Source organism: Salmonella sp. 32020114201800008SM, from assembly GCF_017572025.1.
Lineage (GTDB): Bacteria > Pseudomonadota > Gammaproteobacteria > Enterobacterales > Enterobacteriaceae > Salmonella > Salmonella enterica.
In genome coordinates, this window is sequence record NZ_JAGEQM010000001.1 from 464,693 (window position 1) to 491,083 (window position 26,391).

At 47.9% G+C, this 26,391-nt stretch carries 24 protein-coding genes and 1 pseudogene; 8 read left to right on the plus strand and 17 right to left on the minus strand.

Annotated features, from left to right (window positions below):
- Positions 1–8: 8 nt before the first annotated feature.
- The 6 genes from J4613_RS02400 to J4613_RS02425 are packed head-to-tail and all read right to left on the minus strand — an operon-like array spanning position 9 to position 4,931.
- On the minus strand, positions 9–419 hold the full coding sequence (locus J4613_RS02400) for a hydrogenase (RefSeq protein ID WP_000155986.1): 411 nt from the start codon (positions 417–419) through the stop codon (positions 9–11).
- Entirely contained in the window at positions 416–715 is a 300-nt protein-coding gene (hypC, locus tag J4613_RS02405; RefSeq protein WP_000334904.1) for a HypC/HybG/HupF family hydrogenase formation chaperone, read from the minus strand. The genes J4613_RS02400 and hypC overlap by 4 nt, the downstream gene beginning before the upstream one ends.
- On the minus strand, positions 715–1,323 hold the full coding sequence (gene hybD, locus J4613_RS02410) for a HyaD/HybD family hydrogenase maturation endopeptidase (RefSeq protein ID WP_017465705.1): 609 nt from the start codon (positions 1,321–1,323) through the stop codon (positions 715–717). Before hybD ends, hypC begins: the two co-directional genes overlap by 1 nt.
- Positions 1,324–1,328: 5 nt before the next feature.
- The gene (cybH, locus tag J4613_RS02415) at positions 1,329–2,072 is read right to left on the minus strand and encodes a Ni/Fe-hydrogenase, b-type cytochrome subunit (RefSeq protein WP_000924456.1); all 744 of its coding nucleotides are present in this window, start codon (positions 2,070–2,072) and stop codon (positions 1,329–1,331) included.
- Positions 2,023–3,825, minus strand: coding sequence for a nickel-dependent hydrogenase large subunit (locus J4613_RS02420; RefSeq protein WP_000331200.1), 1,803 nt, complete (start codon positions 3,823–3,825; stop codon positions 2,023–2,025). The genes cybH and J4613_RS02420 overlap by 50 nt, the downstream gene beginning before the upstream one ends.
- A 2-nt stretch (positions 3,826–3,827) precedes the next feature.
- Positions 3,828–4,931 carry a hydrogenase small subunit gene (locus J4613_RS02425; protein ID WP_001194448.1) on the minus strand — a complete coding sequence of 368 codons (1,104 nt, stop codon included), beginning with the start codon at positions 4,929–4,931 and terminating at the stop codon, positions 3,828–3,830.
- A gap of 427 nt (positions 4,932–5,358) precedes the next feature.
- On the opposite strand from J4613_RS02425, the gene J4613_RS02430 reads away from it, so the two are divergent.
- Positions 5,359–6,450, plus strand: coding sequence for a linear amide C-N hydrolase (locus tag J4613_RS02430; protein ID WP_000976500.1), 1,092 nt, complete (start codon positions 5,359–5,361; stop codon positions 6,448–6,450).
- A gap of 45 nt (positions 6,451–6,495) precedes the next feature.
- Positions 6,496–7,287, plus strand: coding sequence for a FadR/GntR family transcriptional regulator (locus tag J4613_RS02435; protein WP_000388417.1), 792 nt, complete (start codon positions 6,496–6,498; stop codon positions 7,285–7,287).
- 58 nt (positions 7,288–7,345) lie between these two features.
- Here the strand turns inward: J4613_RS02435 and J4613_RS02440 are convergent, their stop codons facing one another.
- The 5 genes from J4613_RS02440 to J4613_RS02460 form a co-directional block, all read right to left on the minus strand.
- A complete protein-coding gene (locus J4613_RS02440) occupies positions 7,346–8,371 on the minus strand; it encodes a zinc-binding alcohol dehydrogenase family protein (protein ID WP_000864924.1) in 1,026 nt (341 codons plus the stop codon).
- Positions 8,346–9,632, minus strand: coding sequence for an MFS transporter (locus J4613_RS02445; RefSeq protein WP_000824226.1), 1,287 nt, complete (start codon positions 9,630–9,632; stop codon positions 8,346–8,348). The genes J4613_RS02440 and J4613_RS02445 overlap by 26 nt, the downstream gene beginning before the upstream one ends.
- A 176-nt stretch (positions 9,633–9,808) precedes the next feature.
- Positions 9,809–11,365: a PhoPQ-activated pathogenicity-related family protein gene (locus tag J4613_RS02450; protein ID WP_000476923.1), complete on the minus strand. Its 1,557-nt coding sequence runs from the start codon at positions 11,363–11,365 to the stop codon at positions 9,809–9,811.
- Between the two features lie 69 nt (positions 11,366–11,434).
- The gene (locus tag J4613_RS02455; RefSeq protein ID WP_001095737.1) at positions 11,435–12,676 is read right to left on the minus strand and encodes an MFS transporter; all 1,242 of its coding nucleotides are present in this window, start codon (positions 12,674–12,676) and stop codon (positions 11,435–11,437) included.
- Positions 12,666–14,174: an FAD-dependent oxidoreductase gene (locus J4613_RS02460; RefSeq protein ID WP_111742354.1), complete on the minus strand. Its 1,509-nt coding sequence runs from the start codon at positions 14,172–14,174 to the stop codon at positions 12,666–12,668. Before J4613_RS02460 ends, J4613_RS02455 begins: the two co-directional genes overlap by 11 nt.
- 44 nt (positions 14,175–14,218) lie before the next feature.
- Here J4613_RS02460 and J4613_RS02465 point away from each other — a divergent pair, with 44 nt between their 5' ends.
- Together J4613_RS02465 and J4613_RS02470 are read left to right on the plus strand one after the other, a co-directional pair.
- Positions 14,219–14,707, plus strand: coding sequence for a MarR family winged helix-turn-helix transcriptional regulator (locus J4613_RS02465; protein WP_017465710.1), 489 nt, complete (start codon positions 14,219–14,221; stop codon positions 14,705–14,707).
- Positions 14,708–14,899: 192 nt separating this feature from the next.
- Positions 14,900–15,979 carry an S-adenosylmethionine:tRNA ribosyltransferase-isomerase gene (locus J4613_RS02470; RefSeq protein ID WP_017465711.1) on the plus strand — a complete coding sequence of 360 codons (1,080 nt, stop codon included), beginning with the start codon at positions 14,900–14,902 and terminating at the stop codon, positions 15,977–15,979.
- Positions 15,980–16,030: 51 nt separating this feature from the next.
- On the opposite strand, the gene J4613_RS02475 is transcribed toward J4613_RS02470, so the two are convergent.
- From J4613_RS02475 to J4613_RS02490, 4 genes and pseudogenes are all read right to left on the minus strand, one after another.
- Positions 16,031–16,420 carry a RidA family protein gene (locus J4613_RS02475; RefSeq protein ID WP_000194089.1) on the minus strand — a complete coding sequence of 130 codons (390 nt, stop codon included), beginning with the start codon at positions 16,418–16,420 and terminating at the stop codon, positions 16,031–16,033.
- 170 nt (positions 16,421–16,590) lie between these two features.
- Entirely contained in the window at positions 16,591–16,875 is a 285-nt protein-coding gene (locus J4613_RS02480; RefSeq protein ID WP_000221343.1) for a type II toxin-antitoxin system RelE/ParE family toxin, read from the minus strand.
- Positions 16,865–17,113: a type II toxin-antitoxin system Phd/YefM family antitoxin gene (locus J4613_RS02485; protein ID WP_000885424.1), complete on the minus strand. Its 249-nt coding sequence runs from the start codon at positions 17,111–17,113 to the stop codon at positions 16,865–16,867. Before J4613_RS02485 ends, J4613_RS02480 begins: the two co-directional genes overlap by 11 nt.
- Positions 17,114–17,260: 147 nt before the next feature.
- Positions 17,261–17,716 (minus strand): annotated as a pseudogene (locus tag J4613_RS02490) (helix-turn-helix domain-containing protein); the annotation flags it as partial.
- Positions 17,717–18,149: 433 nt separating this feature from the next.
- On the opposite strand from J4613_RS02490, the gene J4613_RS22800 reads away from it, so the two are divergent.
- Positions 18,150–18,272, plus strand: a complete 123-nt coding sequence (locus J4613_RS22800) for a hypothetical protein (protein WP_023893411.1) — start codon at positions 18,150–18,152, stop codon at positions 18,270–18,272.
- 352 nt (positions 18,273–18,624) lie between these two features.
- Here J4613_RS22800 and J4613_RS02495 read toward each other — a convergent pair whose 3' ends face one another.
- Positions 18,625–20,091, minus strand: a complete 1,467-nt coding sequence (locus J4613_RS02495; protein WP_111742353.1) for a hypothetical protein — start codon at positions 20,089–20,091, stop codon at positions 18,625–18,627.
- Between the two features lie 259 nt (positions 20,092–20,350).
- Here J4613_RS02495 and J4613_RS02500 point away from each other — a divergent pair, with 259 nt between their 5' ends.
- The 3 genes from J4613_RS02500 to J4613_RS02510 all read left to right on the plus strand — a co-directional run bounded on the left by J4613_RS02500 (position 20,351) and on the right by J4613_RS02510 (position 24,168).
- On the plus strand, positions 20,351–21,358 hold the full coding sequence (locus J4613_RS02500; RefSeq protein WP_000201080.1) for a LacI family DNA-binding transcriptional regulator: 1,008 nt from the start codon (positions 20,351–20,353) through the stop codon (positions 21,356–21,358).
- Positions 21,359–21,501: 143 nt separating this feature from the next.
- Positions 21,502–22,953, plus strand: coding sequence for a Na+/H+ antiporter NhaC (gene nhaC / locus J4613_RS02505; RefSeq protein WP_017441347.1), 1,452 nt, complete (start codon positions 21,502–21,504; stop codon positions 22,951–22,953).
- Positions 22,954–22,965: 12 nt separating this feature from the next.
- Positions 22,966–24,168 carry a MalY/PatB family protein gene (locus J4613_RS02510; protein WP_000347156.1) on the plus strand — a complete coding sequence of 401 codons (1,203 nt, stop codon included), beginning with the start codon at positions 22,966–22,968 and terminating at the stop codon, positions 24,166–24,168.
- Between the two features lie 113 nt (positions 24,169–24,281).
- Here the strand turns inward: J4613_RS02510 and glgX are convergent, their stop codons facing one another.
- Complete coding sequence (gene glgX / locus J4613_RS02515) at positions 24,282–26,357, minus strand: glycogen debranching protein GlgX (protein WP_000210582.1); 2,076 nt, start codon at positions 26,355–26,357, stop codon at positions 24,282–24,284.
- Between the last annotated feature and the right edge of the window lie 34 nt (positions 26,358–26,391).

The following is a 26,391-nucleotide window of genomic DNA, read 5'->3' on the forward strand; positions in this document are numbered from 1 at the left end:
CTTTCATTCTATTGCGTGATAACGGGAATATCCTGACGATAGCCCGGTGTGGTCAGCAATGCGGCCACCCGCTGAGAGTATTCTTGCCAGCTATATAATCCCGCCAGACTGCCGACAAAACGGTGCTGGCGAAAGATAAGCAGCGCCGGATATTTCAGAATGCGATACTCCCGGGCGATCAGTTCACTCTGTTCGCTATCCGCAAATGCCGCGGTATAAGACGTCGCCGGAAATTGCTTGAGGATCTCCGGGATAATGACCCAACTGTCGGCGACTTCCGGATGTTTGTTGGGGTCGCTTTGCAGCAAAACCAGCACAGTCGGATGCGCATTAATCAACGACGGGAGCGTTTGCGCATCGGTAACCAGAAAGCCTTTATCCGCCAGTGGACAAACAGGATTTTGGGGTGAGATAGTCATTTTTTTAAATGCTCCGGTAATTCAGGCGTGCGAGATAATAAATCGGCAAAACCGGTCAGCGGATCGCTTTGCGTGAGCATGGCCTGTTCCAGCGAGTCCAGCGCCGCCAGTACCTCAGCGGCTTCCGCTTCGTCCATTTCTCGTCGTGCTGCGCCGCCAAATGTCAGCAGCCATGCGCCTGCTAAGGGGGGAGCCACAAGCCGAATATCAACGTCGATAAGCTCGCCGTGTCGGTCGCGGCATTTGGCGAACCACTGACCGGGTGAAATAACCTGCACAGGAACGCCGATACACATTATGATTTCTCTCTCTGTAGCACCCGAATATCGCCGACCCGGCAAGCGCTTTGCGCATCTGGCCGTTCATCTTCGTAGCGTTCTATACACAGGCTGTAATGATTAAGCCTTTCAGTGGGCAAGGCCGCTGAAGAGGCGGTAATACCCCATTGCGCCAGCACTTCCTGCGCAAGACAGACCGCAGGCATCAGTTGCGCCTTTACCTGCGGCGTAAGACTCCCGCCATAGTCATCCAGACATTCCGGCTGCACGCCAATCAGCACAATCTCCGATAACTGGCCGCCGGTTAATTGCAGCAATGCCAGCACTTCAGAAAAACTGGTCTGATGTAAACTGAGTTTTTTCGCCGTCAGATAGGCGGGAACCTGTTCATCACGAAACATCGCCAGCGAACCTGGCGCCATACCAAAATCGATAGCATCCATGATTAACAATTTTTCGGTCTGTTGCAGCCAGGGCAGCAGCGCCAGCCCCTGCGTACCGCCATCAACAACGTCAACTTTCTCGTTATCGGCATACTGTTCAAACAGCTTTTCCGCCGCTCTGACGCCGAACCCTTCATCTGCCCAAAGCAGGTTGCCAAGCCCTAAGATTGTTACTTCTGCCATTGTTATCACCTGAACCAGCGCCAGCCGCTTATCATGACGGAAATCACGCTTTGTCGGCTCATAATGTCTTCACGGATAGCGGTATAAACATGCGCAATGACGAAGGCGATAATGAACCACATGCCCAGCCGGTGCCAGAAATGCAGCGCGAGGCTATCGTTGCCAGTCAGGCGAATCATCCAGCCAAACCATTGATACGCCCAACTGTCTGTTCCAAGTCCTTCGCCATAGAGCGCAAAGCCGCTACACACCATCAGTACGGACATCCAGAAATAGAACATTACCGCCAGTCCCGCTACCGGATTATGTCCATAGTAACGATGGGCCTCTTTTTCGAGGAAAAAATACCAGCGGATTTCGCTGATAACGCCTTTGCGCCAGGCGCGGCGCCAGAACGGAACCAGAAACATCTCCCTGGCGTACTCATTGCCGACACATGCCCAGTAAATACGAAACAGCAGCGCGACAGTAAAAATATACGCCGTGGTAAAATGGATAAGTCGTATCCAGCCCATCCAAAACATAAAGGTCGCTTCACCTTGAATCGATGGCAGGGGGCGGCCAATGAAATATCCTGTAACAGCCAGGACGACAATGGATAACGCCGTGATCCAGTGCCATAAACGGACCGGCGCTTCATAGATATAGTACCCCTGGCTGGTTATTTCTTTGAGATGCATTGAGACCTCCGAATCGTCGTCATCGTACCTGAACCCTGACCAGCTCCCCTCCATGATTATCAATAACATGGGTGGAGCAGGCCAGGCAGGGATCGAAGCTGTGCAGAGTACGTAAAATCTCCAATGGTTGATCGGGAACGGCGAGTTTAGTCCCCATTAACGCCGCTTCGTACGCGCCAATTTGACCTTTATCGTCACGTGGCCCGGCATTCCAGGTTGTCGGTACCACACACTGATAGCTGTCGATTTTCTGATTTTCAATTTTTATCCAGTGCCCCAGCGCGCCGCGCGGCGCCTCGCTGAAACCAACGCCTTTTGCCGATGTAGGCCAGGTATCGGGTTCCCAGAGCGTGACGTTTGCCGTCGCCGTATCGCCGGACTTGAGGTTACGCATCAGACGATCGAAGAAATATTGCAGCGTATTGCCTGCCCATACGGATTCCAGCGCACGCGCGGCAGTACGTCCTAATGTAGAAAAGAGCGCTTCTTTAGGCAGCTTTAATACACTAAGCAGTTGATCCACAGGTTCTTTAAATTCCGGTTTATTTTGATGATATCCAATCAGATAACGCGCCAGCGGACCTACCTCCATCGCATGTCCCTTCCAGCGCGGCGATTTAATCCATGAATATTTAGCGGACTCATCCACCTGTTCGATAAAGGTTTTTGTGCCTTTATAGTGTTCGCCCATGACCAGTTGCGGTTCGGTCAGACCATCCCACGGATGCAGGCCCTTATCGTTATTGCCGTTACCATAGGTATACCAGGAGTGAGTGACAAACTCCTGAATCTCATCGGGGGCGGTTAAATCGACAGGATGAATTTCGTCGAAACGACCGTTAATGATAGCCCCACGCGGAAGCAGAAGATTACTGGCGGAATAATCGTTAGGGTTATCCGGAAACTCGCCATAAGCCAGCAGGTTCATGCTCGATAACCCGCCGCCGATTTTTGCCCAGTCTTTGTAATAACTGGCAATCAGCAAGACGTCCGGAAGATAAACCTGTTCGCAGAACTGGCGAGCTTTTTGGATGATGGAACTGACAAGGTTCAGGCGTTCCATATTCACTGCGCCGACCGCGCCCGTTTCGTCAAGGTTGATGGCGCAAGGAACGCCGCCCACCAGCCAGTTAGGATGCGGGTTTTTACCACCGAAAACGGTGTGAATTTTTACGATCTCTTTTTGAAAATCGAGCGCTTCAAGATAGTGGGCGACCGCCAGCAAATTGGCTTCCGGCGGAAGTTTCATCGCCGGATGTCCCCAGTAGCCATTACGGAAAGGGCCAAGTTGACCGGACTCGATAAACCGCTTCAGTCGATTTTGCAAATCGCGGAAATATCCCGGCGAGGATAGCGGCCATGCGGAAAGGCTTTGCGCGATGGCGGAGGTCTGATGCGGGTCGGCTTTCAGGGCCGCAACCACATCAACCCAGTCCAGCGCGTGCAGATGATAAAAATGCACCAGGTGATCGTGAACGTGTAGCGTAGCCTGCATCATATTACGGATACAGTTTGCGTTGTCCGGAATCGCGATTCCCAGCGCATTTTCTACGGCACGGATTGAGGTCAGAGCGTGTGTACCGGTGCAGACGCCGCAAATGCGTTCAACGAATGCCCAGGCGTCTCGCGGATCGCGACCTTTCAGGATAACCTCCAGGCCGCGCCACATGGTGCCGGTCGACACGGCGTTAGTAATGACATTATTACTGTCGATATTCACTTCGCAGCGCATATGCCCTTCGATGCGAGTAACCGGATCGACCACAATTCGCCGTCCGCTATTGTCCAGCGTAAAACCCTGAGTCTGATAAGGATATGCCATAATTATTTTTTCTCTTCCGGAGCGTTTTCTGATGACGTGTTGTTTTTATTGCGGGCATGTTTTATGGCGCTCACCGTAGCGTGAGCGATGGCGGCAGCGCCCGCGACGCCGGCAACGCCCAGTCCGATTTTATCGGCGGTAGCCTCAATGCCGGTTTGCGGAATGCCCGTTGCCCGGCTGTAAAAAGAACCGTAATCCCAGAATCCATCTTCCGAACATCCGAGGCATCCATGACCCGACTGGATAGGAAAAGACACGCCATCATTCCAGCGAACGGTTGAACAGGCGTTATAGGTGGTCGGGCCTTTACAGCCCATCTTGTACAGGCAATACCCTTTTCTGGCGCCTTCGTCATCCCACGCTTCCACAAACTGACCGGCATCGAAATGCGCGCGTCGGTAACATTTGTCATGAATTCGCTGGCCATAAAACATTTTTGGTCGTCCAAGACGATCAAGGGGAGGGATGCGATCAAATGCCAGCATATAGGTGATAACGGCGGACATCACTTCAGGTATAGGCGGGCAGCCTGGCACTTTAATAATGGGTTTATCGGTAATTAATTTGTGAACCGGCGTGGCTTTAGTTGGGTTGGGACGGGCTGCCTGCACGCAGCCCCATGATGCGCAGGACCCCCAGGCGATAATCGCTTTAGCATCCGCGCTGACGCGTTTTAACTTCTCCAGGAACGGCTCGCCAGCCAGTATGCAAAACATCCCATCTTCATTCAGCGGCGCGTTACCTTCCACGGCAACGATATAATTTCCTTTGTACTCGCGCATCACATCCGCCAACGCCTGCTCGGCTTGTTGCCCTGCGGCGGCCATAATGGTGTCGTCATAATCCAGGGAAATGAGCGACAAAATGGCATCTTTTGCCAACGGGTGCGCAGAGCGAATGAAAGATTCGGTACAGCAGGTACATTCAAGACCATGCAGCCATATCACTGGCGTACGCGGTTTATTCTCCAGGGCATAAGCTATCTGAGGAATCATCGAACTGCTCAGGCCTAAAGACGTTGCGGTAAGGCTGCAAAACTTGAGGAAGCTACGCCTTGTCACGCCGTGTCTACGCATAACTTGATAAAATGTATCTTGTGTTTGCATAACGTTTATCCCAAACCACTATAGTTAGTGTGGGCATCATATGTTGCATTTCTTGTCTTTCTCAACGTGTTTTAGTAGCAATTATGTTTCTAATTCGTAACAACTGATTACATGTGTGCTACTCACATTACTCAAAAACATAAATTAATTTAATGTTATTGGTGATGTTGAGTAAATATAGCGTTGTGATGGCATCTCTTAATGTTGATAAGAAACCGTGTTTTTTATTTATAACATGATGGGATTTTTTTAAATGGTCACACGGATAACGCGTTTCATATTAGTTCGCTGTGTTTAACTCTCCTTTAAACCCGTCAGTTAAATTTATTAGCTTGTAAAATAAGATCACAATTAATTACGTGCTGCATAACCATTGATAGGTTTAATTTAATATATTCATCCAATCCATTTTACAAACAAGGAGAGCATGATGAAAAAAAGTAAAGCAATGTTATTTATCGCTCCGGCGCTGTTTTCATACGCCCTGGCGGCACAGGCCTGCACGACCCTTGCTATTCAGGATAAACAAGGCGATATTTTTCATGGGCGTACGCTGGAATATATGCAGGATTTACCCTCATGGTTAACGTATTACCCGGCGGGAACACAGTTTGATAAAAAAACGCCGGATGGCAGCCAGGGGATAAGCTATCAGGCGAAGTATCCGATACTGGCCATTACTTCCACCATTACTGATGGCGATAGCAGAGACATACTTGAAGGCATGAATAGCGCGGGATTGTCATTTAGTGAAAACATGATCATGAATGCGCAGTTGCCGCCATTGCCCGCGAGTGAATATAAACAGGCAATTCCTGTCACCTCGTTGGGAGAATGGGCGCTGGCCCGTTTTGCTACTGTCGGCGAGGTAAAACAGGCAATAAAAGAGGGCAAATTCTGGTCACCGGAACTGCATCGGTTTGGCGATCTGAAATCGCCATTTCATTACGCGTTTTACGACAAGAAAGGAGGAAGCATTGTCGTTGAAGTGGAAAATGGTAAATTCCATGTCTATGACAATCCCACTCGCGTGATGACAAATGGTCCCGCATTCCCCTGGCATCTGACAAATCTGAATAATTATACGCAATTAACCAATGTGGACCGCTCTTCAGGCACACTGGGCGGGATAAAAGTGATGCAGCCTGATAGCGGGATTGCTATTGCAGACTTGCCATCGTCCGATACGTCGGTTTCCCGTTTTATACGCGGCGTTTATTACACCACATATGCGCCGCAAGCGACATCCGCCCACGATGCAATGAATACGCTTGCGCATATTATGAGCCGTTTCGATCGTCCGAAAAATATTACGGTTGATTATATGGGGAGTGAAGGGGAAGGCAACGCCACCCGCAAACCGGTCTCAGAATATACGGTCTGGACAACGCTGTCTGACTTAACGCACGGTGAGATGATGGTGCGCGGCTACAATGATATCAACTATAAAACCTGGTCTCTTTCTCAGTTTAAGAACGCGACAGCGCCCGTGTTCGAGAAAATCAACGTCAAAGGATAAATAGCTCATCTCGGTTTAGTTTCCCCGGTAGTCTCGGCGAAGGTAATGGAGGCTACCGGCGGTTGCTTCTCTTTATCATGCACGGTAATTAATTATCACGATCACCAGCGCCAGGATGGTATGCTAAATCCATTCAAAATCCCCTGGATATGGATTGGAGGGCGCATGGTTATACCTGAGGTCAGGCAGGAGAGGCTCTATCAGAAGATAGCCAACCTCATCATTAAGCTGATCAATGATAATATTTTTCCACCGGGAACTTTTTTACCGCCAGAACGCGAACTGGCAAAACAGCTTGGCGTGAGCCGCGCCTCCTTGCGAGAAGCCCTTATTGTACTGGAGATCTCGGGATGGATCGTGATTCAGTCCGGTAATGGGGTTATCGTTTCAGATAAAAAACACCTTGCCAGCGACTATACCATTGAAGAAATTCTCTCTACTCGCGAGCTGGTCGATAGCCATTGTGCGCGCTTAGCCGCACAAAACGATAACGTTGACGTCATCAACCAAATAGAGGCGATTTATCATCGTATGGATCAAGCCATTAACGATAATAACGTCCACGGCTTTTACTCGCTGGATAAAGAGTTTCACCTTGCGATCTCTGAGGCCAGCCGTAACCGGGTGTTGTTCGATATGTCCCGTATGTTATGGGAACAACGGATTAATATCCCTTATGCCGGGCTTGATGAGCAGTCTGGAGACAGAAATGTTTTACTTAATCTCAACAAACAACATAAAGCGATAGTGGATGCGATGCGCCAGTCTGATGCTGACAGCGCCTATGAGGGATCTCTGGAACATTTACGCTATGTGAGAAAGATTGTCGGCGGCTAAGTTTGTCGGTAAATAACACCGCATGGCGGATATGCCATGCGGTGGAGCTTGCCGTAAATCAATGGAAAACAGCATTAATCTTTAAGTAGCGCTCCGGATAGCGATCAAGTTCTTTAACTGCATCAGGGATCTCATCAAGATTGACGACCTTACTGACAACATCTTGCGGATTAATCTCCAGCGTTGACAGCATGCGTAATGCCTCATCAAATTCACCGGCACTGGTGCGGGAACCGCGTAAATCCAGTTCTTTGTAGGTGATCAGGTTCGTCGGCAGCGACGTTTCCTGTTTTGGCCATCCGGTAAACGAAATACGACCAGCAAACGATGCTAAATCAAGCGTATTTCGAATAGCGCTATTTGCGCCGGAGGCTTCTATCACGACCTGCGCCATGGTGCCGTGGGTGATATTTTTAATAGCGTCGATAACCTGATCGTCAGCGGCGTTCAGCACATAGGGAACGCCAAGCTTTTGCGCATAGCGTAGCCTTTCTTCCACAATATCGATCAGAATAGGCGTTGCCTTGTAATGACGCGCGCTTAATGCCGCCATAAGACCAATGGCCCCCGCGCCGATGATGGCAACATATTCCCCAGCCTTAACGTTTGCCCGATGCAGCGCGTGCAGAGCGATGGTCAGCGGTTCTGCCAGCGGCGCCATTTCAGAAGGCACATTATCTGGTATTTTATGAATTAAATGTGCGGGATGAGTAACCACCTCCTGCATTGCGCCATCGACATGCACGCCAATGACGTTTAAATTTTCACAACAATTAGTTCTGCCGACAGAGCAAGGGTAGCAGTGACCACAATAAATATAGGGGTCAACAATTACGCGGTCACCTTCTTTAATATTGTCCGGCATTCCGGCGCCTTCCTGAAGAACAATTCCGGTCACTTCATGCCCAATAATTCTTGGGTAAGTAACCAGTGGGTTCGTTCCACGAAAAGCCCCGATATCCGATCCGCAAATGCCTGCAGCATCAACCTTAATTAATACTTCATTTTCTTTCTTATGGGGATAATCCACCCAGCGGGTTTCAACTTCACCAGGCTTATTAATGAACACAGCTTTGACTTTCATTGGCTTTGAATCCTTTACTTTTTACAAACACGAAGACCAACAGGCTTGAAACGATAGCGATAGCACCAGCCAGATAGAACGCATAGTCATATTTACCGCTAAATTGAACGATAAAACCGGTGACAAGCGGACCGATAATACCGGATATATTAGCCAGGCCATGCATGGCTCCGCCGACGCTCCCTACCTTATCTTTATGAACAACATCCTGAATAACCGCCCAATAAATTGGGCCCGTTAAATAGAGCAGGAAGAGTGAAACTGACATGAGCGTAATTGCGCTACCAATAGTGCTAACAGTACCGGAAACGGCAACACATACCGCTGCGCCTGCCAGACATACGCCCAGAATAAGTCGACGTGAGAGCAGAGCATTACCGGTAATCCGATAAATTAAATCAGAACAGACGCCGCCGAGCACCATACCAATGGCGCCGATGACCCAGGGAATTACCGTGGCGATACTAATTTCTTTAATATCGAGATGTAACGAATGGTTCAGGTAACTTGGGAACCAGGTCAGGAAGAAAAAAAGAATATAGTTGTAGCTGAAAAAAGCCAGAGTTGTCGCCCATACCATTGGTTGTTTCATGTAATAGCCGAGTGAAGGCGTAGCCCGGCCATCATCAGATAAAATAACGTCCTCATGATTTTCAAAATCAATGCGTTCTTCCGGCGCCAGGTGTTTACTCATTGTTGGCTTATCGCTAACGATAAAGTACCACAGTAGTACCCAGACCAGGCCAAATAAGAAAATAATGCCAAATGCGGGGCGCCAGCCTAAGGATAACGCCAGCAGGCCCACTATCGGCCCGGACACCGCGCCGCCGAGCGGGGAACCGGCGCTAAAAATTCCGATCGCCGTGGCAGACTCCTTTCGGGAAATCCAGTTATTGATGATTTTATTTCCGGCAGCGCTGACCGGTCCTTCAGCCATACCGAAAAGAACGCGCACGATAAGCATTGTCCACAATCCGGTGACTAAACCAGTTAAGCCACAGAATACAGACCATAGTAACGCTGCGATGAGAAAAACCGTTTTTGGCCCAACTTTATCGCTGGCCCAGCCACCAATAAAATTAAACAGGGCGTATCCGATAAAAAATGCGCTGAAGATCATCCCCATCTCCGCGGCGTTAAATCCTAACTCCTTTTCGATCAAGGGGGCAGTTATCGACAATGCTGAACGATCCATATAGTTGAGCATGTAAACTATAAATAGAAGAAAAACGATAAACCATCCCATTGTTTTTCTTTTCATGATTAATCCTCTTATTGTGGTCTAGCGGCCTGACCACAATATTTTAAGGTTATTTTCAAATCACCTCTCTTGTGGTTAGAACGTGATCAATATAACAAAAATTTATCGCAGAGGATTTTTATCCATCGCAAGTGCGATGGATAAAGTTCTTTAAAATCATACAATTAATTGAAAATTCAATCGAGACTATCGTTTTCCCCTAATCCACGCCCCGGTAACGTTTGACATGCAGCGTTAACAGAAGGTGGCGCTGTCTGTGGGTATTTTTCATCGGGCGTAATATAAACCTGACTCGTGGCGACATAGCCATCATTAAAAGTGGCTTCGATATAGGTAGCTTCCCAACCTGTCTTCGGTTCATTTAACGTAATACTGATCTTATTGTTGGCGGGAATATCTATTGTAAGCGGCTGATAGCGGATGCCACAGGCATAACGAAAATCACGCGCATTTGGATTGTTGGCTGTCCAGCGAACGACTTTTACCGGCGCTTCTGAGAAATAGACCGTAAGAAGATGGTGGTGAATAAGGCCGATCAACTGTGGTAATGTTTTTTTACTTTGAAACCTATTAATAAATGGAACGAGGCTTTCTTCAGCGAACTGGTTAATTGAGTAGTGGTTCATATTAGGCACTATACGTAATGATTTTACGCCAGGAAGTTTGCTATAATAAAAGCGAGTGTTGTCTGGTACGAAAAAATCATCGCCACTTGCATTAATAATATATTTCGGTATTGCAAGGCGGGGTTGATAAATAGTATTGAGATATCTTAACGGATCTATTATTTGCCTTAGTTGGGTAAATGTGGGGGATTTTATTTTCTCATCTATGCCTTGCTGGTAGTAGGGGTAGAATGTAATGGGCCAATTTCCACCGTATGATTGATAAATATGCTCAAGTGAAGCATCAATATCAAGTAGATCAATGGCGAAGGGAACAATTGCTTCAACATCAGGATCGGCGATAGCTGACAACCAGGTGGTCCACCCACGCTTTGAAATACCTGTAATGATAAAGGAATTTATATTCCATTGCGTTAACTCCTTTTTTGCTAATCTCATCGCTTGCGATAGGGCAGTGACCATAGGAATATTTAAAGGCATTAACTTGCGTTGCTCCGGCGCTTCCATAAATAATGCCCAGCTTCGGGAAACGCTTTCGTCCTCTTTCAGTGGTTTTTTATCATCCTGAAAGGTTAAATATTGGTTAGGTATATCACTCACTGATATTACGATGGTATTCGTATCACGGGAGATGCTTGCCAGTGTTTCCTGGGGGAAATCACCGGGTTTACCAGTGATTTGTACGCCTTTATCATAATTAATTCCGTTGTTTACAACCACCAAAGCATGGTGCTCTTTTGCCGTTTCAGGGATATAAATATCAACGTTATGTCGCCATTGCGCAGGGGTTACCATGTCATCTGGCGACCAGTGTTGCGATAATAATTCATAGTGTCTGACTACCACCTGTGCTAATGGAGCTGTATTAATCAAGGTATATTTTAGCGGTGTGCCTGAAATCTGCTCCCGGTAGTCGGGGAGAACATGAGACAAATCACACTCCGGGCTGTTTCGACAAAAGAAGATGTTGTTATGAAGTAGTGTATAAACTTTTGTAGAAATGAAAAACAGTACGATAACAACGAGATATATTTTTTTCATGCTTTCCCCGCGCGTTACAAGGGCAAATGCCAGCCAGCATAATTTCCATAAATACCTCTTAAACATTCAATATAAGTACAATACTTTTGATAAATAAGGGAAGAAGGGAACAATAATGTTTGTGACGTTGTCACATTATTCTGTTTCTGGTTTCACTATTAGCGGTGAACTTTTTGAAAGGTAAATCATTGCCGTCACCAGACCAATAATGGCGACAGAGATAGCTATACCGATCCAGACGCCATACAGAGCATAACCCAGGACAAATCCGCCCAATACGGGGGATATAAAATCAGCGATTGCGATTAATGCCTGCGCCGTTCCGATGACGATACCTTGTCGGGCAGGCGATACATGGACGGACAAGGCGGCAAGATAAGTGGGTTTGGCTAGCGCATCAGCGATGCTAATACAAACGATAGCAAAAACAAGCACAGGTATGGTCGTGGCGATACCCGCAGTGAGAAATCCAGTACAAAGAAGGGCGAAGATGAGGATAATTAGCTTTCGCTCCGAAAAATATTGGCTCACCCAACCTAACAGAAATAGCTGAACGAAAATATTAATAACCCCGTCCGCCATTAACAGATAGCTTAACGCTTTTGGCCCAAAGGGAAGCCCATTCCAGATGAAGGTGTCAGAAAGAAAAACAGGTAATTGTGAAGAGTACATGCCATAGGCGAAGAAATGACAAAGCATTACGATGATTAAGACGCGAAGGACAGGCATCTTTAAAATAGCGCGGGCAGAGAACGCCGCTATTTTATCTGTGGTACGTGATGTTGTGGAAGGGTCTTTTAACCCCCAAATCGCGACCAGGGCAGACCCAAGGACAAGTATAAAGGCGGCGTAGATCGGCGCGCTCAGACTGATACGCGATAACCACCCGGAAACGCCTGCCCCGACAATACCGCCTAAACCAATGCAGCCTGTGAGGATACCGATTGCCTGACGCCGATTTCTGACGTGCGTACAATCGGCAATATAGGCTGCGGCGGCTGACAAATTCCCGGCGCTAATGCCAAAAAGCGTGCGGGCGAGCAGGATAAACAGGATACATTGCGCGTTGGCGAGTAATAGTAAACTTATCGCCGCAATAGCCAGCGTGACAATCAATATTCGCTTGCGGCCAACGCGATCGGAAAGGTGGCCAATCAGGGGCGCCGCACAAAATTGGCTAAAAGCTTCAGTGGCGATGATGATTCCAATGATAAGCGGCGAACCGCCCATCTCGCGGATATAAAAAGGCAGTACCGACATTACAGCCGCTGTACTGGCGGCATAAAGGCCGACAAGCAGGAAAACAGGCAAAATACGCCGCTTGTTGAGCGGGGTGATAGTTTCGCTGTCGGTGTTCTCATAGACATTAGTATTCATCTTTAATCCCTATGGCAAAACGAGAGAGATAATTTTCAATATCGTTGCTCTGTTTGCCGTGAAAGAATGCGCCGACATAGCCATCGGGTCGGATCAGCACGCATTGACCCGGCGCCAGTTGATAGGACTCCCGGAAGTGCCCCAGGGTATCGATGAGCTCGTCCTGCTCGCCAATGTGATGAATACGCAGTCCTCGCCGCGCATCGATGACCTTACCGTGGGTTTCGTAGGCCAACAGATTCCAGTCCGGACCTTGTAGTAACTGAAATAATCGTAATGATTGGCCGCCGGCGCCCAAAAGAGGAGCATCCGGAGCTCTTTCTCCCGCTTGTAACCCATGCTGACGTTCGGGCAACGTGTGGGCTAAGGGGGAGTCGGTATACTGGATGTCAAGTTGTTGAACGTCGCGTTCTCGTTTGATGCCACCCTGTTTTTGAGAGTCAAGTAATCGGGTCGAAAGGTGGAGCAGTGATTCGGCTACCGGGCGGCGTTCCTGTTCATAGCTATCGAGAAGCTCTTCTCCTGCGCCCCGCAGCGAGGCTGCCATTTTCCACCCCAGGTTATAGGCATCCTGGATGCTGGTATTTAATCCTTGCCCACCCGTCGGCGGATGCACATGAGCGGCATCACCGGCTAAAAATACCTTACCCACACGGTAATGTTCCGCTATGCGCGCATTCATCTGGTACTTCGATACCCAGGGAATCGAATGGATGCGAACATCCGTCCGCCCGATTCGTTCAGTAAGAAAAGCCGTGAGCACGTCGGCTGAGAAATTCTGCGAGTCGTCCGGGGCCAACAACGCCTGGATTTGAAAGAGCTGCGTGCCGGCGAGAGGGCAAATCGTTATCATCCGCGTCATATCGCCATCGTTAAAATGGTGCCATACATCCCGGTTCAGACCGGAAAGTGAAGCGTCAGCCACAAGCGCATGGATTCCCAACGTACGACCGGGGAAGCTGACGCCTAATTTTTTTCTGACAAAGCTTCCGCCGCCATCCGCGCCTATCAAATAATGCGCGATGATGACCTCTTCTCCAGCCGGCCCGGCAACATACGCGGTGACTGTGCGTGGGGTTTGCGCAAAATGTCGTAACTCGCAGCCGAACTCCACCCGATGTCCCCATGCTTTTAATTGCTCTCGCATAATCGTTTCTGTCACGTTCTGTGGAACCATCAATGGCAGATGGTAGGGTTCGGCGTGGGTCGGTTTTGTATGATGCGCAATATCTGAATCTACATAGCTTCCGTCGTGACGGTAGGTTCGTAGTCGGGGATAGAGCCCGCCGGCGGCGACCACTTTATTGAGTATTCCAAGATCCTCGAAGATTTCTTGCGTTCGCGGCTGAATACCTTTACCGCGGGAGCCGATAAAAGGCGTCGTTCTTTTCTCAATCAGGCGAAATGAGACCCCGTGACGCGCCAGTTCGATGGCTAAAGTAAGCCCGGTAACGCCAGCGCCGCAGATCAGTACATCTGTAGTGGTGTATCTTGTCATCGTCTCTCCGATATGTGTATTATGCACATAAGAGGAGACATGCTATGTCAGAAAATAAAAATGTGCAAGATACACATATTTCCGAGCAAATGAAGGCGCTTCACGGTGCGTTGATTCGCGTGGTGAGCGCGCTCAACCGGCCTCGTAATGATGAGAAATTAATTGCAGAGGCGGGCATTCAACTCGATCGCGCGCTATTTTCGAGCCTTATTAGTATCGAACGTTTAGGGCCGATTGGCGTTGTTGAGTTAGCCGAACGTGCCGGTCGTGATTATACGACGGTAAGCCGACAGGTCGCCAAACTGGAGAAGTTGGGATTGATAATACGGCAACATAATGCCATCGATCGTCGTATACGCGAGGCCGTTATCTCCCGGACAGGAAAGGCGATGACGGAGCGTATAGACGCTGCGCGAGAGCAAATGGGCAACGTTGTTTTTAAAGACTGGCCTCAGGATGAAATTGATATCTTTGTTCGGTTAATGCAAAAGTTTGCCGATGCAATGGATAGCGATGCTTCAATACCGGAATAAGCAAAAGAAAAGGGCGGTCAAATCCGATCGTCCAGGTTAATATCGGTATCTGACATTGATTAAATAGCCAGCAAAGTAAATATAACAACAACATTTATCGAGTTAATTTTCACCCTTTGAAAGGCCAACGTATACTGCAGAATACGGCTATATAACAATCGCCGTATCAATGGTTTTTCAAAGGGTAAATATATGCTTACCGAAAAATATGATTTTCGCATTACCGATCAGATGACTATCCCACTCAGACCTCATTGGATAGCCAATGATTCATACAGGGAAAAGTGTAAAATGCTTGTCCTCAACCGGAGTAAAGGGGAAATTCATAAGGTAGACTTTAGTAAAGTAACAGATTATATCAAAGAAGGTGATGTAATCTGTTTTAACGACAGTACTATAATAAACCATATGTTTATCTGTAAAACAAGACGGAATAGGTTAATTAAAATTGTTTTAGAGGGATTTTTACCAAATAATAGAGTAATTATTTCCGGACTTTTAAAAGAAAGGCTTAACGCGAATGATGTTTTCTATTTGGTTGATAACCCTGAAATTTCCATTAAGATAGAGCAAAGGTTTAGCGAGGAGAGCCAGTACCGGGCCGTTGTAGAAAATCATGAGGCCTTAATTTGCTATTTAGCCAGTCATGGTGAGCGTCTTGATGAGTATGTGGATTCCAGCCTATTTTATAAATATCCAGATGCTTACCGTTCCGTTTTTTCTAAAAAGTATGGTTCTTTGGAAATACCTTCTGCCGGCATTCATTTTACCTGGGATCTTATCCAAAAAATCAAAGATAAAGGTGGGTTAATATCCTTCATCACTTTACATGTTGCATCAACAGAAATGTTGTCCAACAGAAAAATACAAACAAAATGTGTAGAGGAAGTGACTATCAACGAAGAATACTACGAGGTTCCGCAAGCAACAGCGGATATCATTAATACTGCGAAGCAAAATGGCGGACGTATTTTTGCCGTAGGAACTACCGTTACACGATGCCTGGAGTCCGCGTATTCGAGGGAGCACAATTGCCTCAAAGCAAGTTCTGGCTGGACTGCGCTTTATATACATCCAGGCTATCAACTGAAAGTGGTTGACTGCCTGCTAACGAACTTACATCAGCCAAAAACGACGCATATGGTGTTAACTGGTCAGTTTGCTGGGGTTGATCTACTCATTAAGGCCTATACCTCAGAACATATCCAGTCATGTCAGTTCGATATGTTTGGTGATTGCATGTTAATCATACAGGATGAAGGGCAGGGATGAATAAAATAAAACCGGTACATATAATGCTACCGGTTTTACCGAGAATAAGCATCAGGGGATTCGGGCAATAACCTTTATTTCGAAATCAAAGCCGGCCAGCCAGGTAACGCCAACAGCGGTCCAGTTAGGATAAGGGGGATGGGCAAATATCTCCTGTTTCACCGCCATCACGTCGTTAAGTTGTTGCTCTGGATCGGTATGGAAGGTGGTGACATCCACTATGTCATCGAATGTGCATCCTGCTGCAGTCAGTGTTGCTTTCAGGTTTTCAAAAGCAAGCCTCACTTGTTTTTGAAAATCAGGCTCCGGCGTTCCGTCTGTGTGACTGCCTACCTGGCCTGAAACAAACAGTAAATCACCAGAACGGATGGCTGCGGAATACCCATGTTCCTCATACAGAGAATGGCGGTCAGCAGGAAAAACCGCGATACGTTGCGTCATAATGTTATCCTCAGATAGCGTAAACACTTCGGGCGGGAATAAAATGAATGTCACATACACAACGTAGGCCATAGTTTCATATACGTGGCATATGTCAAGGTGCCGTCACATAAAAGAACTGAGCCTGTTTGTCGTATCGTTTGACGGGAAAGAGAGCATTTTCTGAGTGATTAGCTTCTGTGTCGTGTCATTTTGTAGACGGCATCATTTTCACGCTTTCCAACACCAATGACAGTTACCGTGATAATTTCATCTTCGACGCTGTACACCAGTCTGTATCCTGCACCACGCAGCTTAATTTTGTACTGATCCTTTCTTCCATGTAATTGAGAAGCCGGAACCCGAGGGTTTTCAAGCCGTTCCCTTAGCTTTTTTTTAAACTGTTCCTGTATGGTATGACCCAGTTTTTTCCACTCTTTTAGTGCTGATTCGTTAAATGCCAGCTTATAAGTCATCAATGTTGACCTCAATGACGCGTTCATTCGCACGCTCATCGATAATACGACCGAGTTCTTCATCCTCAAGAATATCCATAAGATGAGCATAAAGTGCCGGAGGCACACAGTAGAAAGCCGGTTCATTGCGGTTAAGAATGGCAACTGGAGCGCCATCTCCGGCATTGAAAGTTCCCATTGGATCACGTTTCAGTTCTGTAATGCTTGCTGCAGTAGTCGTTAAAATTTGAAATGCCATAATTTACCTCCTGGTTGATGACTAAATATAGCACCTTTAATAGTACTAATAAAAGCATCCTTCACGAAGGGGATTCAGCTCCAGCCCGGTCAGTGATGCGGGCAGCTGACGGTTTTTTCAAGGCTAAGTTCAGATGTCCAGAACCTAACAGCCATCAATTTGTATCAGCTCGCCAGTACAAGGCCGCCTGTAACTAGGCTGATGAATTTTCGGCGCGCGTTATCTGCGAGGGATCCAGATTCCGGCTTTTATCATGAGGCGTCGGATAGTTTCCTTGCCAAGAACCAGACCGTGAACTTCCTCCAGCTTTTCCCGCGCCAGCGTGGGGCCAAAATCACGGTAGTGCTCCCGGATTATACGGAGTGCCTGATCTGTCAGTGAAGTTGGCAACAGACGGTTACCAGCGCGGCCACGACTATGGTTGTTCATGCCAAGTGGTCCGAGTTGGCGATAACGTTTCAGCAGCCGGCTGCAATGGCGTGGCGTAATGCTGAGCATCTCAGCAGCCTGACCGGGACGTAAATTGCTGTCGATGACATCCTGCAGGATTTTGAGGCGGTTGATTTTTTTCACGGTGAACATCCCGGCGTCATGTATAGCCATAGAAAACGCCTCATCAGGAAAATGCGAGTCGTTGTCTAGACATGCAGATCTGAGAACTATAGTCTGGACATATGAGCCACAAATAGACATTAGCATTGAGCCTCTACAATGTTGATGCGCATAATGTATATTATGTTAAATACATCAGGGCATTTTAAAAGACGTGTTAAAACGGCTGGATTCGTGCATATCAAAAAACTTCTGGACCATAAGTTTGATCCCTTCCCTGCCGTGACGCTGCGCGAATTCTGCTGATTTGCAACCGCTATCCTGCACACGATTTCACGCAGCACACGCCGCGCAGGCATCATTGTGGCCTGTTCGTCACGTTAGTTTTCAACTCAGTGGATTTTTCCCTTTTTCTGACTGACGTTCCGCAGCTCTGACAACGGCCATGAATGCTTTAACACACGGATCCACATCCGGCGACAACATGCGCATTGTTGATTTGGCATTCCTGCCGAACCTCGTCAAAAATCGCAGGATAACCGCACGTGACTTTAATCAGCGTGCGCAGCATTTCTTTGGCGACTTCGATTTCACCCGCCAGAATTAATTCGTGTATCTCCTGGATAATCTGAACCCGCGGCCCGATGTCTTTTCGATGTCATACGCGGCCATGTTTTTTACTCCTCAGATAATTCGCCGGCGTCCAGATCGTTATGATACTGACAATACACTGGAAAATCTGACGGTCAAAGCAGCAACCGGGGAAAAACAGTGGCCAGTTAGCACAGCGTTTGCATGAACTGGTGGATAGTTCGGGGAATCAGCGGAAGACCCCCTATTCTCAACCATCTCCTCATAGGCTTTCCTGAACAATGTGATTGTTTGAGTAACTTTACGACAATTGCTTCAAAAACTATCAAATGCCAGACTTCCGCTACCAGACGGTATACACAGTATTACTATTTCTTTTTATATGCCCCATACAAAAGCGATACGGGTGTTTTTTCTAATATCTGGATTTCATTTTTATGTGCTTTATGTTCACTAAAAATATCTGCCAGACTTTTACCTCCAAAGGCCAGGCCAATTCCCGTTGCTGCTGCTGAAAGTAATGTCAATTGCGGCATGGCAAGTGAAGCTATACCTAACGTGGCTGTTCCTGCAAAAATTAATCCAGATGAGATCTTTTTTTTCTTTGAATTCTTAATGGCTGATTCATGCGACTTTCCATACTCTTCGACCACATTGATTAAATGTTTTGAAAAATTATTTGCCGCATCTTGCATTTGATCTGGTGTTTTTCCTTGCAAGTCATGCCTTGAGATTCTTAGTTCATGCCTTAAGGATTCCAGTTGACCTCTTTCTCTAATCTTTTTTAATTCCAGATCGGAAAGCGCAGTAAGGAATTTTACTTCCGCGGCTGAAAGGCCCATTGTAATCGCTTGCTCTTCAGAAGAAAGAGGATTTAATTTACCATAATCCTTAACTAACTGCTCCGTAGTCCATTCATGTAAAAACATATGGTTACTATAAATAACCGGATCAATGCCTAATAGTGTTGCCGATAATTGAGTTGATCGCTGTGCATAAATTGCACCTTCAACCTTACCCAGTAAGGTTCCTATAGCTGACGGCAGATCGTAATCCAGAAGATCTACCTCTCTTGTTGTAAAACTCTTTAAATCTGTATCGTAAACCCAGACTTCTTTTTCGATGTTATTGAAATTATTAAGCAATTTTTTTAATAATTCTTTATTTATTAGGATCTTCTGGAATGTTTCTTCATTTCTCCCAAAGTGCTCAAGAAACGCTAAATAAGTAGCGTAATCCATTTTTCTATCTTTAAAAAAGAGCTGACTTAGAAAAGCGGCAGATTGTTCATGATTGCGTTCTTTATCAAAATCCAGTAATTCAGGAACGATTAGAAAAATTGGATAATCATCATCAATAGTCATAAATGGGATGGCGCGAAATAGATTGGAAACATGTTCAAGTAATACCAACCTGCGCATGCGGACATAACTATTATCTGGTGGCAATGACAAAAATGAATGCAGAGAGCTAAGAGAAGGAAAGTGTAATGGATCAACCATTATGATGCTATCAAAATAAATCCCCAGTGATCTAAGATGATTAGATATGTTATAACCAAATCGTTGAATTGGAAGTAATAATCGATAGCTTTTAGACGCCCGCACTTCTGTTATAAGCGCCGCGGCGTGAGTATCCCAAAATTTATTTAGCAACACCATTAGGTTTGTAAGTTGATTATCTAACTCGGGAGAGCTAATTAGCTCTTTCAGGATGAATCTACGTAATTCTTTCAGTTCTAAATTTCTAAATGCATATTTATATTTTTCAGAAAAAGCGTTTTCCATCAATAAAACATATTCATTCTGTATGCTTTTTGTAATACTACTCATCATCTATCTCCGAACCACCACTCAACGATTTCCCAGTGTAGTGGTTCTTATCATGTGTATATTGTTAGTCATGTTATCGTAGAAAATTCAGTGGTCAATAACTCATTGAGGTAGCTACTAAAATTTGCAGTTACCAGGATTTAGGATGATTTTAAAAATTTTTATAAAAATTCAGGCTGCGCCGCAGTGATTGCACTGATTTCCACGTAACATGATAATCAATGGCTTTGATACCCTTTAAACGAACAAATATGAGCTTAACATGGCGACAATAAAGGATGTTGCATCCATGGCCGGTGTATCAACCGCGACTGTATCACGCGTCATTAACCAGACCGCGTGGGTTGAACCCGTCACGCGCGAACGTGTAGAGAAAGCCATGCGCGATCTCAATTATCGCCGGAATGCCGCCGCTATCGCGCTGGCGAAACGCAGCGGCGATATGCTCGGATTGTTAACCGGCAATCTGGCTGATCCTTTTTTTGCCCGCCTTGCTCGCGGCGTAGAAGATGTTTCTCGTAAGCAGCAGTATCGCTTGATGGTATGTAGCGGCGGCCACGACGAAGAAATGGAAAAAGCGGGACTGGATTTTCTGGTTAATCAAGGTTGTGAGGCTATTGTTGTACACGCCAGCCGATTACCGGATAAAGAGCTGCTGCGCTACGCAGCCCACTTTCCAGCGCTGGTTGTTGTTAATCGTTATATCGCCGGTATGGCCAACCGGTGTATCTGGCTGGAAAATCGCAGCGCCGCCAGGGAAGCGACCCGATATCTCCTGGCGAACGGGCATCGGCGCATTGCCTGTGTGACATCTGACTTGCCAATTATTGATCGTCAGGAACGCCTTGATGGTTACCGTGAGGCGCTGGAAGAATATGGTATTTCTCCAGACCCTCGCTGGGTGATTAGCGTTCCGTTTAACGAAGAAGGCGGCGAGCGGGCCGCGCATCAACTTATTAATAGCGGGCTTCCCCTTACGGCAGCGGTCACGTTTAACGATGTGATGGCCGCTGGCATTATGCGTATTCTTCATCAACGCGGCGTTCAGCTTCCGCAACAGCTCTCTATTGTCGGCTTTGATGATGTGGTGCTGGCCCGGTATCTTTATCCGGCGTTAACAACAATGCATTATCCGGTCGAACAAATGGCGCGTTGTGCCGCGCAACTGGCGATACAGTTATACCAGGGCATTACGCCGCCGCCCAGCAGCAATCATTTCAATGCCGAACTGGTGATCCGCGATTCTGTCGCGCCCTATTTTTCACGATGAATGCGTCGTCAACAGTAAAAACTGTGATGACTATCAAATTAACCCTTCTCATGTAATCGGTTACATGGACGAAAGTAATGGATCACAGTAGTGAGAAGCGTATCCCCCTACCCTTGAGCTACCTTACTGACCGGAGCTCCATTATGAGTGCATCACAAAACAAGAAGAAAACGCTGTCATTGGGTTTAGCGCTAATCCCAGTCATCTCCATGTTGTTATTGTTGATTATCGGTTACGGCATCATGGGGCTACGTATCGAACCGCTCCTTCTGTGCTCTGCGGCGGTAGCGGCAGGCATTGCATGGTGGCAAGGATACTGTTGGGAAGACATCATCAACTCAGTGGTGGATAAACTGGCTAAGGCAATGCCGGTTATCATGATCCTGATCTGCGTGGGCGGTTTGATTGGCACCTGGATGTTTAGCGGCACCATTCCCTACATGGTGTACTGGGGGCTAAAACTCATAAGCCCGGAATATATTTTGATTGCAGCCTTCTTTTTAACCAGCGTGGTCTCCGTCTGTACCGGCACATCGTGGGGGTCCGCCGGGACGGTTGGCGTTGCGTTAATGGGGGTTGCCGCCGGGCTGGACGTGTCTCTTGCAGCAGCAGCTGGCGCCGTTGTTTCTGGCGCTTATTTCGGCGACAAAATCTCACCGTTGTCCGACTCGACTAACTTTGCCGCGATTGTCGCAGACACTACTCTGTTTGAGCATATTCAGCATTTACTTTGGACGACCCTGCCAAGTTTCCTGCTTGCCGCCGTGGTTTATCTTATCGCCGGACACAGTAATATGCTGGGCGAGGTGGCCACGCCGCAGCGCGTTACGGACATCATCCACTCGCTGGAGTCGCTATACCATTTTAATATTGTTCTTATTTTGCCGCCGGTGATCGTACTGTGGGGCGCAATTCGCAAAAAGCCTGTCATCCCATTAATGTTAAGCGCCTGCGTACTTGCCTTGTTCCTCGGCGTCATCATGCAGGGACTGAGCATCAAACAGGGACTGGACGCTTTCATTGATGGATTTGATATCGCCATGTTCCCACAAGGCGCAGAAGGTGTCGTGGCCGATGTTCCGCGACTGCTAAACCGGGGCGGAATGTTCTCGATGATGGGAACAATACTGTTAGTTTTCTGCGCTTTTTCATTTGCCGGAGCGCTAACGTTAACCGGCGCGTTAACGATCATCATTAACCGACTGCTGACCATTATTCATAGCGTTGGTCAACTCATTGCCGCCACTATCGGCACCACAATTTTGGTCACAGGAGCGACCAGCGACGGTAAACTGGCATTGTTAGTTCCCGCCGAACTGTTTAAAGATGCCTATCGTCGTATGGGGCTGGATACTAAAAACCTTTCACGGACGATAGAAGATGCCGGTACCGTTATCGAACCTCTCCTGCCGTGGACCTCGGCTGGCGTCTACATGGCAACCACGCTGGGCGTTAGCACGCTTGATCTTCTGCCCTGGGCTATCCAGTGCTATGCGGCGATCTTCTTCGCATTAATTTATGGTTTTAGCGGAGTTGGTATTGCCAGAACTGCCTCCGCTTCAGAAAAGTCGCCGCAAACGTCAGTGACGAAATAATAAGGAAACAAGATGGATTTTAACCAGATTATCAATCGCAACAATACTGGTTCGGTAAAGTGGGATTTTATTGAGCGTCACTTTGGCGACGGCGCTGGGAAACTGCTGCCGATGTGGGTTTCTGATTTCGATTTTGCCTGCCCGCCTGAGGTTCAGGCGGCATTGCATCAGCGAATCGAGCACGGCGTATTTGGCTATAGCGAACGTGATGAGGCCTATTTTAACGCCCTGCTTCACTGGTTTTCGTCACGCCACCAGCTCACGTTAAAACAGGAATGGGTATGCAGCGTGGAAGGCGTCGTACCAGGGTTGGCGCTCTTGGTGCAAATGTTGACGCATCCAGGCGACGGCGTAGTGGTACAGGGACCATACTATGGCTCCTTCGCCAAAATAATCACGCTTAATGGTAGAAAACTGCTGGAGAATCCCCTTAGCGAGTCGCCGGACGACGGCTACCAGATGGATTTTTGCCAACTGGAAAGGCTGTTTCGCCATGAGCGCCCTCCGCTGATGATTTTGTGTAATCCACATAATCCAACCGGGCGTTGCTGGTCGGCCAACGAGCTGGAGCAACTGCTTTTATTATGTGAAGCTTATGATGTCACTCTCATCTCGGATGAAATATGGGCCGATCTATTGCTGCCCGGCGAAACCTTTACCTCGGTACTGCATTTAGGGGAGCGCTGGCATAAACGGGTCATCTCCGCCACTGCGGCCAGCAAAACGTTTGGCTTATCGTCGTTGCGAATTTCTAATTTTCTCATTCCCGATCCTACGCTTCGCCAGCGATTCCTGTCTCGTCTGGACGCTCATGGGCTGGACGTCTTTAACGCCCTCTCCGTTCAGGCGGCGACTACCGCATGGAATGAAAGCAGACAGTGGCTGGATTCGCTACTGGATTACCTGGCGGAAAACCGCCGCTGGTTTGTTGAACAGGCGACAGAGCACCTTCCCTGGGCAAGAATTGTCCCGGCGCAGGGAACCTATTTATTATGGATGGATTGTAAAAAACTGGGACTGGATGACGAACAGCTAAAATGGGTAATGGCGGATGTCGCGGGTATTGCTCCTTCAATGGGCAGCGGCTTTGGCCCGGCGGGCAGCGGATTTATCCGTTTAAATCTGGGATGTCCACGTACCTACCTTGAAATGGCAATAGACGGCCTGAAGCGAATATCGGTGAAGACAATCAAAGGAATACCAACAGGCGGATGAATTTTTCGGGCGGTAAACTGACAACGGTGTTATTTCTGCGACATGATATCGCCTGAGCGCCAGTAAAAAAACCGGCCATCAAGGCCGGTTGGGTCCGGAGCGCAGTTTTACTATCAGGGGCGTCTGAATAATACGATGCTGCGCCCGGCCAGATCGAAATCCATTTCTTCGGTAATCCGCATTCCCTGCTGCGCGTTATCGGCAGTCGTCAGTTCAAGTACCCAGCCGCCTTCTCCCCACATCGGAATACGGAACGGTACGCTGCCTTCAAACGGATTGAAAAGCAGTAAGGCGTCATGCCAGATCCCCGCTTCCGGCTGGAGATCGGGACGACTAATGCATACGCCTATGGTCGATCCCTCATCCCATTGTTCGGATTGCTGCGCCCCTCCGCCGGCGTTAAACCAGCGGATCTCCAGACCGTCACGCCAGCTCTCCCGGCGCAGCAACGGTTGCGTGGCGCGCAGTTGAATCAGATGACGGGTAAACTCTCGTAGCGCATTGGCGGTTTCCGGCAAATTATCCCAGTGGACCCACGATATTTCACTATCCTGACAGTAGCCATTATTATTGCCCATCTGACTGCGGCCAAACTCATCGCCCGCTAATAACATCGGCGTGCCGTGCGAGAAAAGCAAGGTGGTCAGGAAATTGCGTTTCTGTTGCTCGCGTATCGCATTGATGCCTTCGTCGTCGGTTGGCCCTTCTGCGCCATAGTTACAGGAGCGGTTATCATTATGCCCGTCATTATTATCTTCGCCATTGGCTTCATTATGTTTGTCGTTATAAGACACCAGATCGTTCAGCGTGAAGCCGTCATGGGCAGTAATAAAGTTAACGCTTGACCATGGGCGACGGCCGCGCAAATCATAGAGATCGCCGGAACCCAGCAGGCGCGCGGCGAAATCATTTGTGACGTTGTCACCTTTCCAGTATTCGCGTACCGTATCGCGGTATTTATCATTCCATTCGCCCCACCCTGGTGGAAAACCGCCAACCTGATAGCCGCCCGGTCCGATATCCCAGGGTTCGCCAATCAGTTTCAGTTTTGCCAGCACCGGGTCTTGCGTTACCGCATCAAAAAAGCCGCCTCTCTGATCAAAGCCTTCCGGCTCACGACCAAGAATGGTGCCCAAATCAAAACGAAAGCCGTCGACATGCATTGACTCCGCCCAATAGCGAAGCGAATCCATCACCATTTGCAGTACCCGTGGATGAGAGGTATTGACAGTATTACCTGTCCCTGTATCGTTAATGTAATAGCGATGCTGATCGGGCATGGTGCGATAGTAAGAGAAGTTATCGATACCTTTGAATGACAGCGTGGGGCCAAGTTCATTCCCTTCTGCCGTATGGTTATAGACCACATCCAGTATCACTTCGATGCCGGCATCATGGAAAGCGCGCACCATATCGCGGAATCCCTGAATACCTTTTGGACCATAGTAGCGCGTCGCCGGCGCAAAAAAGCCCAGCGAGTTGTATCCCCAGAAATTTTTCAGTCCTTTATCGAGCAGATGCTGATCGTCCGGGAACCAGTGAACGGGTAAAAGCTCGACGGAGGTAATCCCCAGACTTTTAATGTAATCCACGCTGGCTTTATGCCCCATGCCCTCAAACGTACCGCGTAGAGGCTCAGGGATCGCGGAATTAAGCTGGGTAAAGCCTTTTACATGCGTTTCATAAATAATGGCGTTCGACCACGGTATGGAGGGCCGTTGTCTATCCTCCCAGTTAGCCTCAGCCGGATCAATCACCCGGCATTTAGGCGTAAATGGCGCGCTATCCTGGTCATCAAAGGTCAAATCTTTATCGTCATGAAGTAATTGATACGCGAAATGCGCATCGTTCCACTGAATATCGCCCACCAGCTCACGGGCATAAGGGTCAATAAGCAGCTTATTGGGGTTAAAACGATGACCATTTTCCGGGTCATAAGGACCGTAAACGCGGTACCCATACAGCGCGCCGGGCTGCAACTTCGGGACATAGCCGTGCCATATTTCGTCGGTATATTCCGGTAACTCCAGACGAGCGATTTCATGCTCCCCGCTCGGATCGTAAAGACAAAGCTCGACGCGTTCCGCATGGGCGGAAAAAATAGCGAAATTCACGCCTTCGCCGTCATAATTTGCGCCAAGCGTATGGTTGTATCCTGATCTGATTTCAAAAGCCCTGTTTGTTGTCATTCTCTTTCTCCACCCACGGTAAACGTTGTCCTGT

Bases quoted from the DNA above. Each gene is read 5' to 3' on its own strand.
- J4613_RS02420 (WP_000331200.1), bottom strand. From the start codon at position 3,825: ATGGCATATCCTTATCAGACTCAGGGTTTTACGCTGGACAATAGCGGA.
- J4613_RS02510 (WP_000347156.1), top strand. From the start codon at position 22,966: ATGGATTTTAACCAGATTATCAATCGCAACAATACTGGTTCGGTAAAG.
- J4613_RS02430 (WP_000976500.1), top strand. From the start codon at position 5,359: ATGATGAAAAAAAGTAAAGCAATGTTATTTATCGCTCCGGCGCTGTTT.
- J4613_RS02460 (WP_111742354.1), bottom strand. From the start codon at position 14,174: ATGACAAGATACACCACTACAGATGTACTGATCTGCGGCGCTGGCGTT.
- J4613_RS02480 (WP_000221343.1), bottom strand. From the start codon at position 16,875: ATGACTTATAAGCTGGCATTTAACGAATCAGCACTAAAAGAGTGGAAA.
- J4613_RS02425 (WP_001194448.1), bottom strand. From the start codon at position 4,931: ATGCAAACACAAGATACATTTTATCAAGTTATGCGTAGACACGGCGTG.
- J4613_RS02400 (WP_000155986.1), bottom strand. From the start codon at position 419: ATGACTATCTCACCCCAAAATCCTGTTTGTCCACTGGCGGATAAAGGC.
- hypC (WP_000334904.1), bottom strand. From the start codon at position 715: ATGTGTATCGGCGTTCCTGTGCAGGTTATTTCACCCGGTCAGTGGTTC.
- J4613_RS02465 (WP_017465710.1), top strand. From the start codon at position 14,219: ATGTCAGAAAATAAAAATGTGCAAGATACACATATTTCCGAGCAAATG.
- nhaC (WP_017441347.1), top strand. From the start codon at position 21,502: ATGAGTGCATCACAAAACAAGAAGAAAACGCTGTCATTGGGTTTAGCG.
- J4613_RS02495 (WP_111742353.1), bottom strand. From the start codon at position 20,091: ATGATGAGTAGTATTACAAAAAGCATACAGAATGAATATGTTTTATTG.
- J4613_RS02500 (WP_000201080.1), top strand. From the start codon at position 20,351: ATGGCGACAATAAAGGATGTTGCATCCATGGCCGGTGTATCAACCGCG.
- J4613_RS22800 (WP_023893411.1), top strand. From the start codon at position 18,150: ATGCGCATTGTTGATTTGGCATTCCTGCCGAACCTCGTCAAAAATCGC.
- cybH (WP_000924456.1), bottom strand. From the start codon at position 2,072: ATGTTATTGATAATCATGGAGGGGAGCTGGTCAGGGTTCAGGTACGAT.
- J4613_RS02440 (WP_000864924.1), bottom strand. From the start codon at position 8,371: ATGAAAGTCAAAGCTGTGTTCATTAATAAGCCTGGTGAAGTTGAAACC.
- hybD (WP_017465705.1), bottom strand. From the start codon at position 1,323: ATGGCAGAAGTAACAATCTTAGGGCTTGGCAACCTGCTTTGGGCAGAT.
- glgX (WP_000210582.1), bottom strand. From the start codon at position 26,357: ATGACAACAAACAGGGCTTTTGAAATCAGATCAGGATACAACCATACG.
- J4613_RS02475 (WP_000194089.1), bottom strand. From the start codon at position 16,420: ATGACGCAACGTATCGCGGTTTTTCCTGCTGACCGCCATTCTCTGTAT.
- J4613_RS02435 (WP_000388417.1), top strand. From the start codon at position 6,496: ATGGAGGCTACCGGCGGTTGCTTCTCTTTATCATGCACGGTAATTAAT.
- J4613_RS02455 (WP_001095737.1), bottom strand. From the start codon at position 12,676: ATGAATACTAATGTCTATGAGAACACCGACAGCGAAACTATCACCCCG.
- J4613_RS02470 (WP_017465711.1), top strand. From the start codon at position 14,900: ATGCTTACCGAAAAATATGATTTTCGCATTACCGATCAGATGACTATC.
- J4613_RS02485 (WP_000885424.1), bottom strand. From the start codon at position 17,113: ATGGCATTTCAAATTTTAACGACTACTGCAGCAAGCATTACAGAACTG.
- J4613_RS02445 (WP_000824226.1), bottom strand. From the start codon at position 9,632: ATGAAAAGAAAAACAATGGGATGGTTTATCGTTTTTCTTCTATTTATA.
- J4613_RS02450 (WP_000476923.1), bottom strand. From the start codon at position 11,365: ATGTTTAAGAGGTATTTATGGAAATTATGCTGGCTGGCATTTGCCCTT.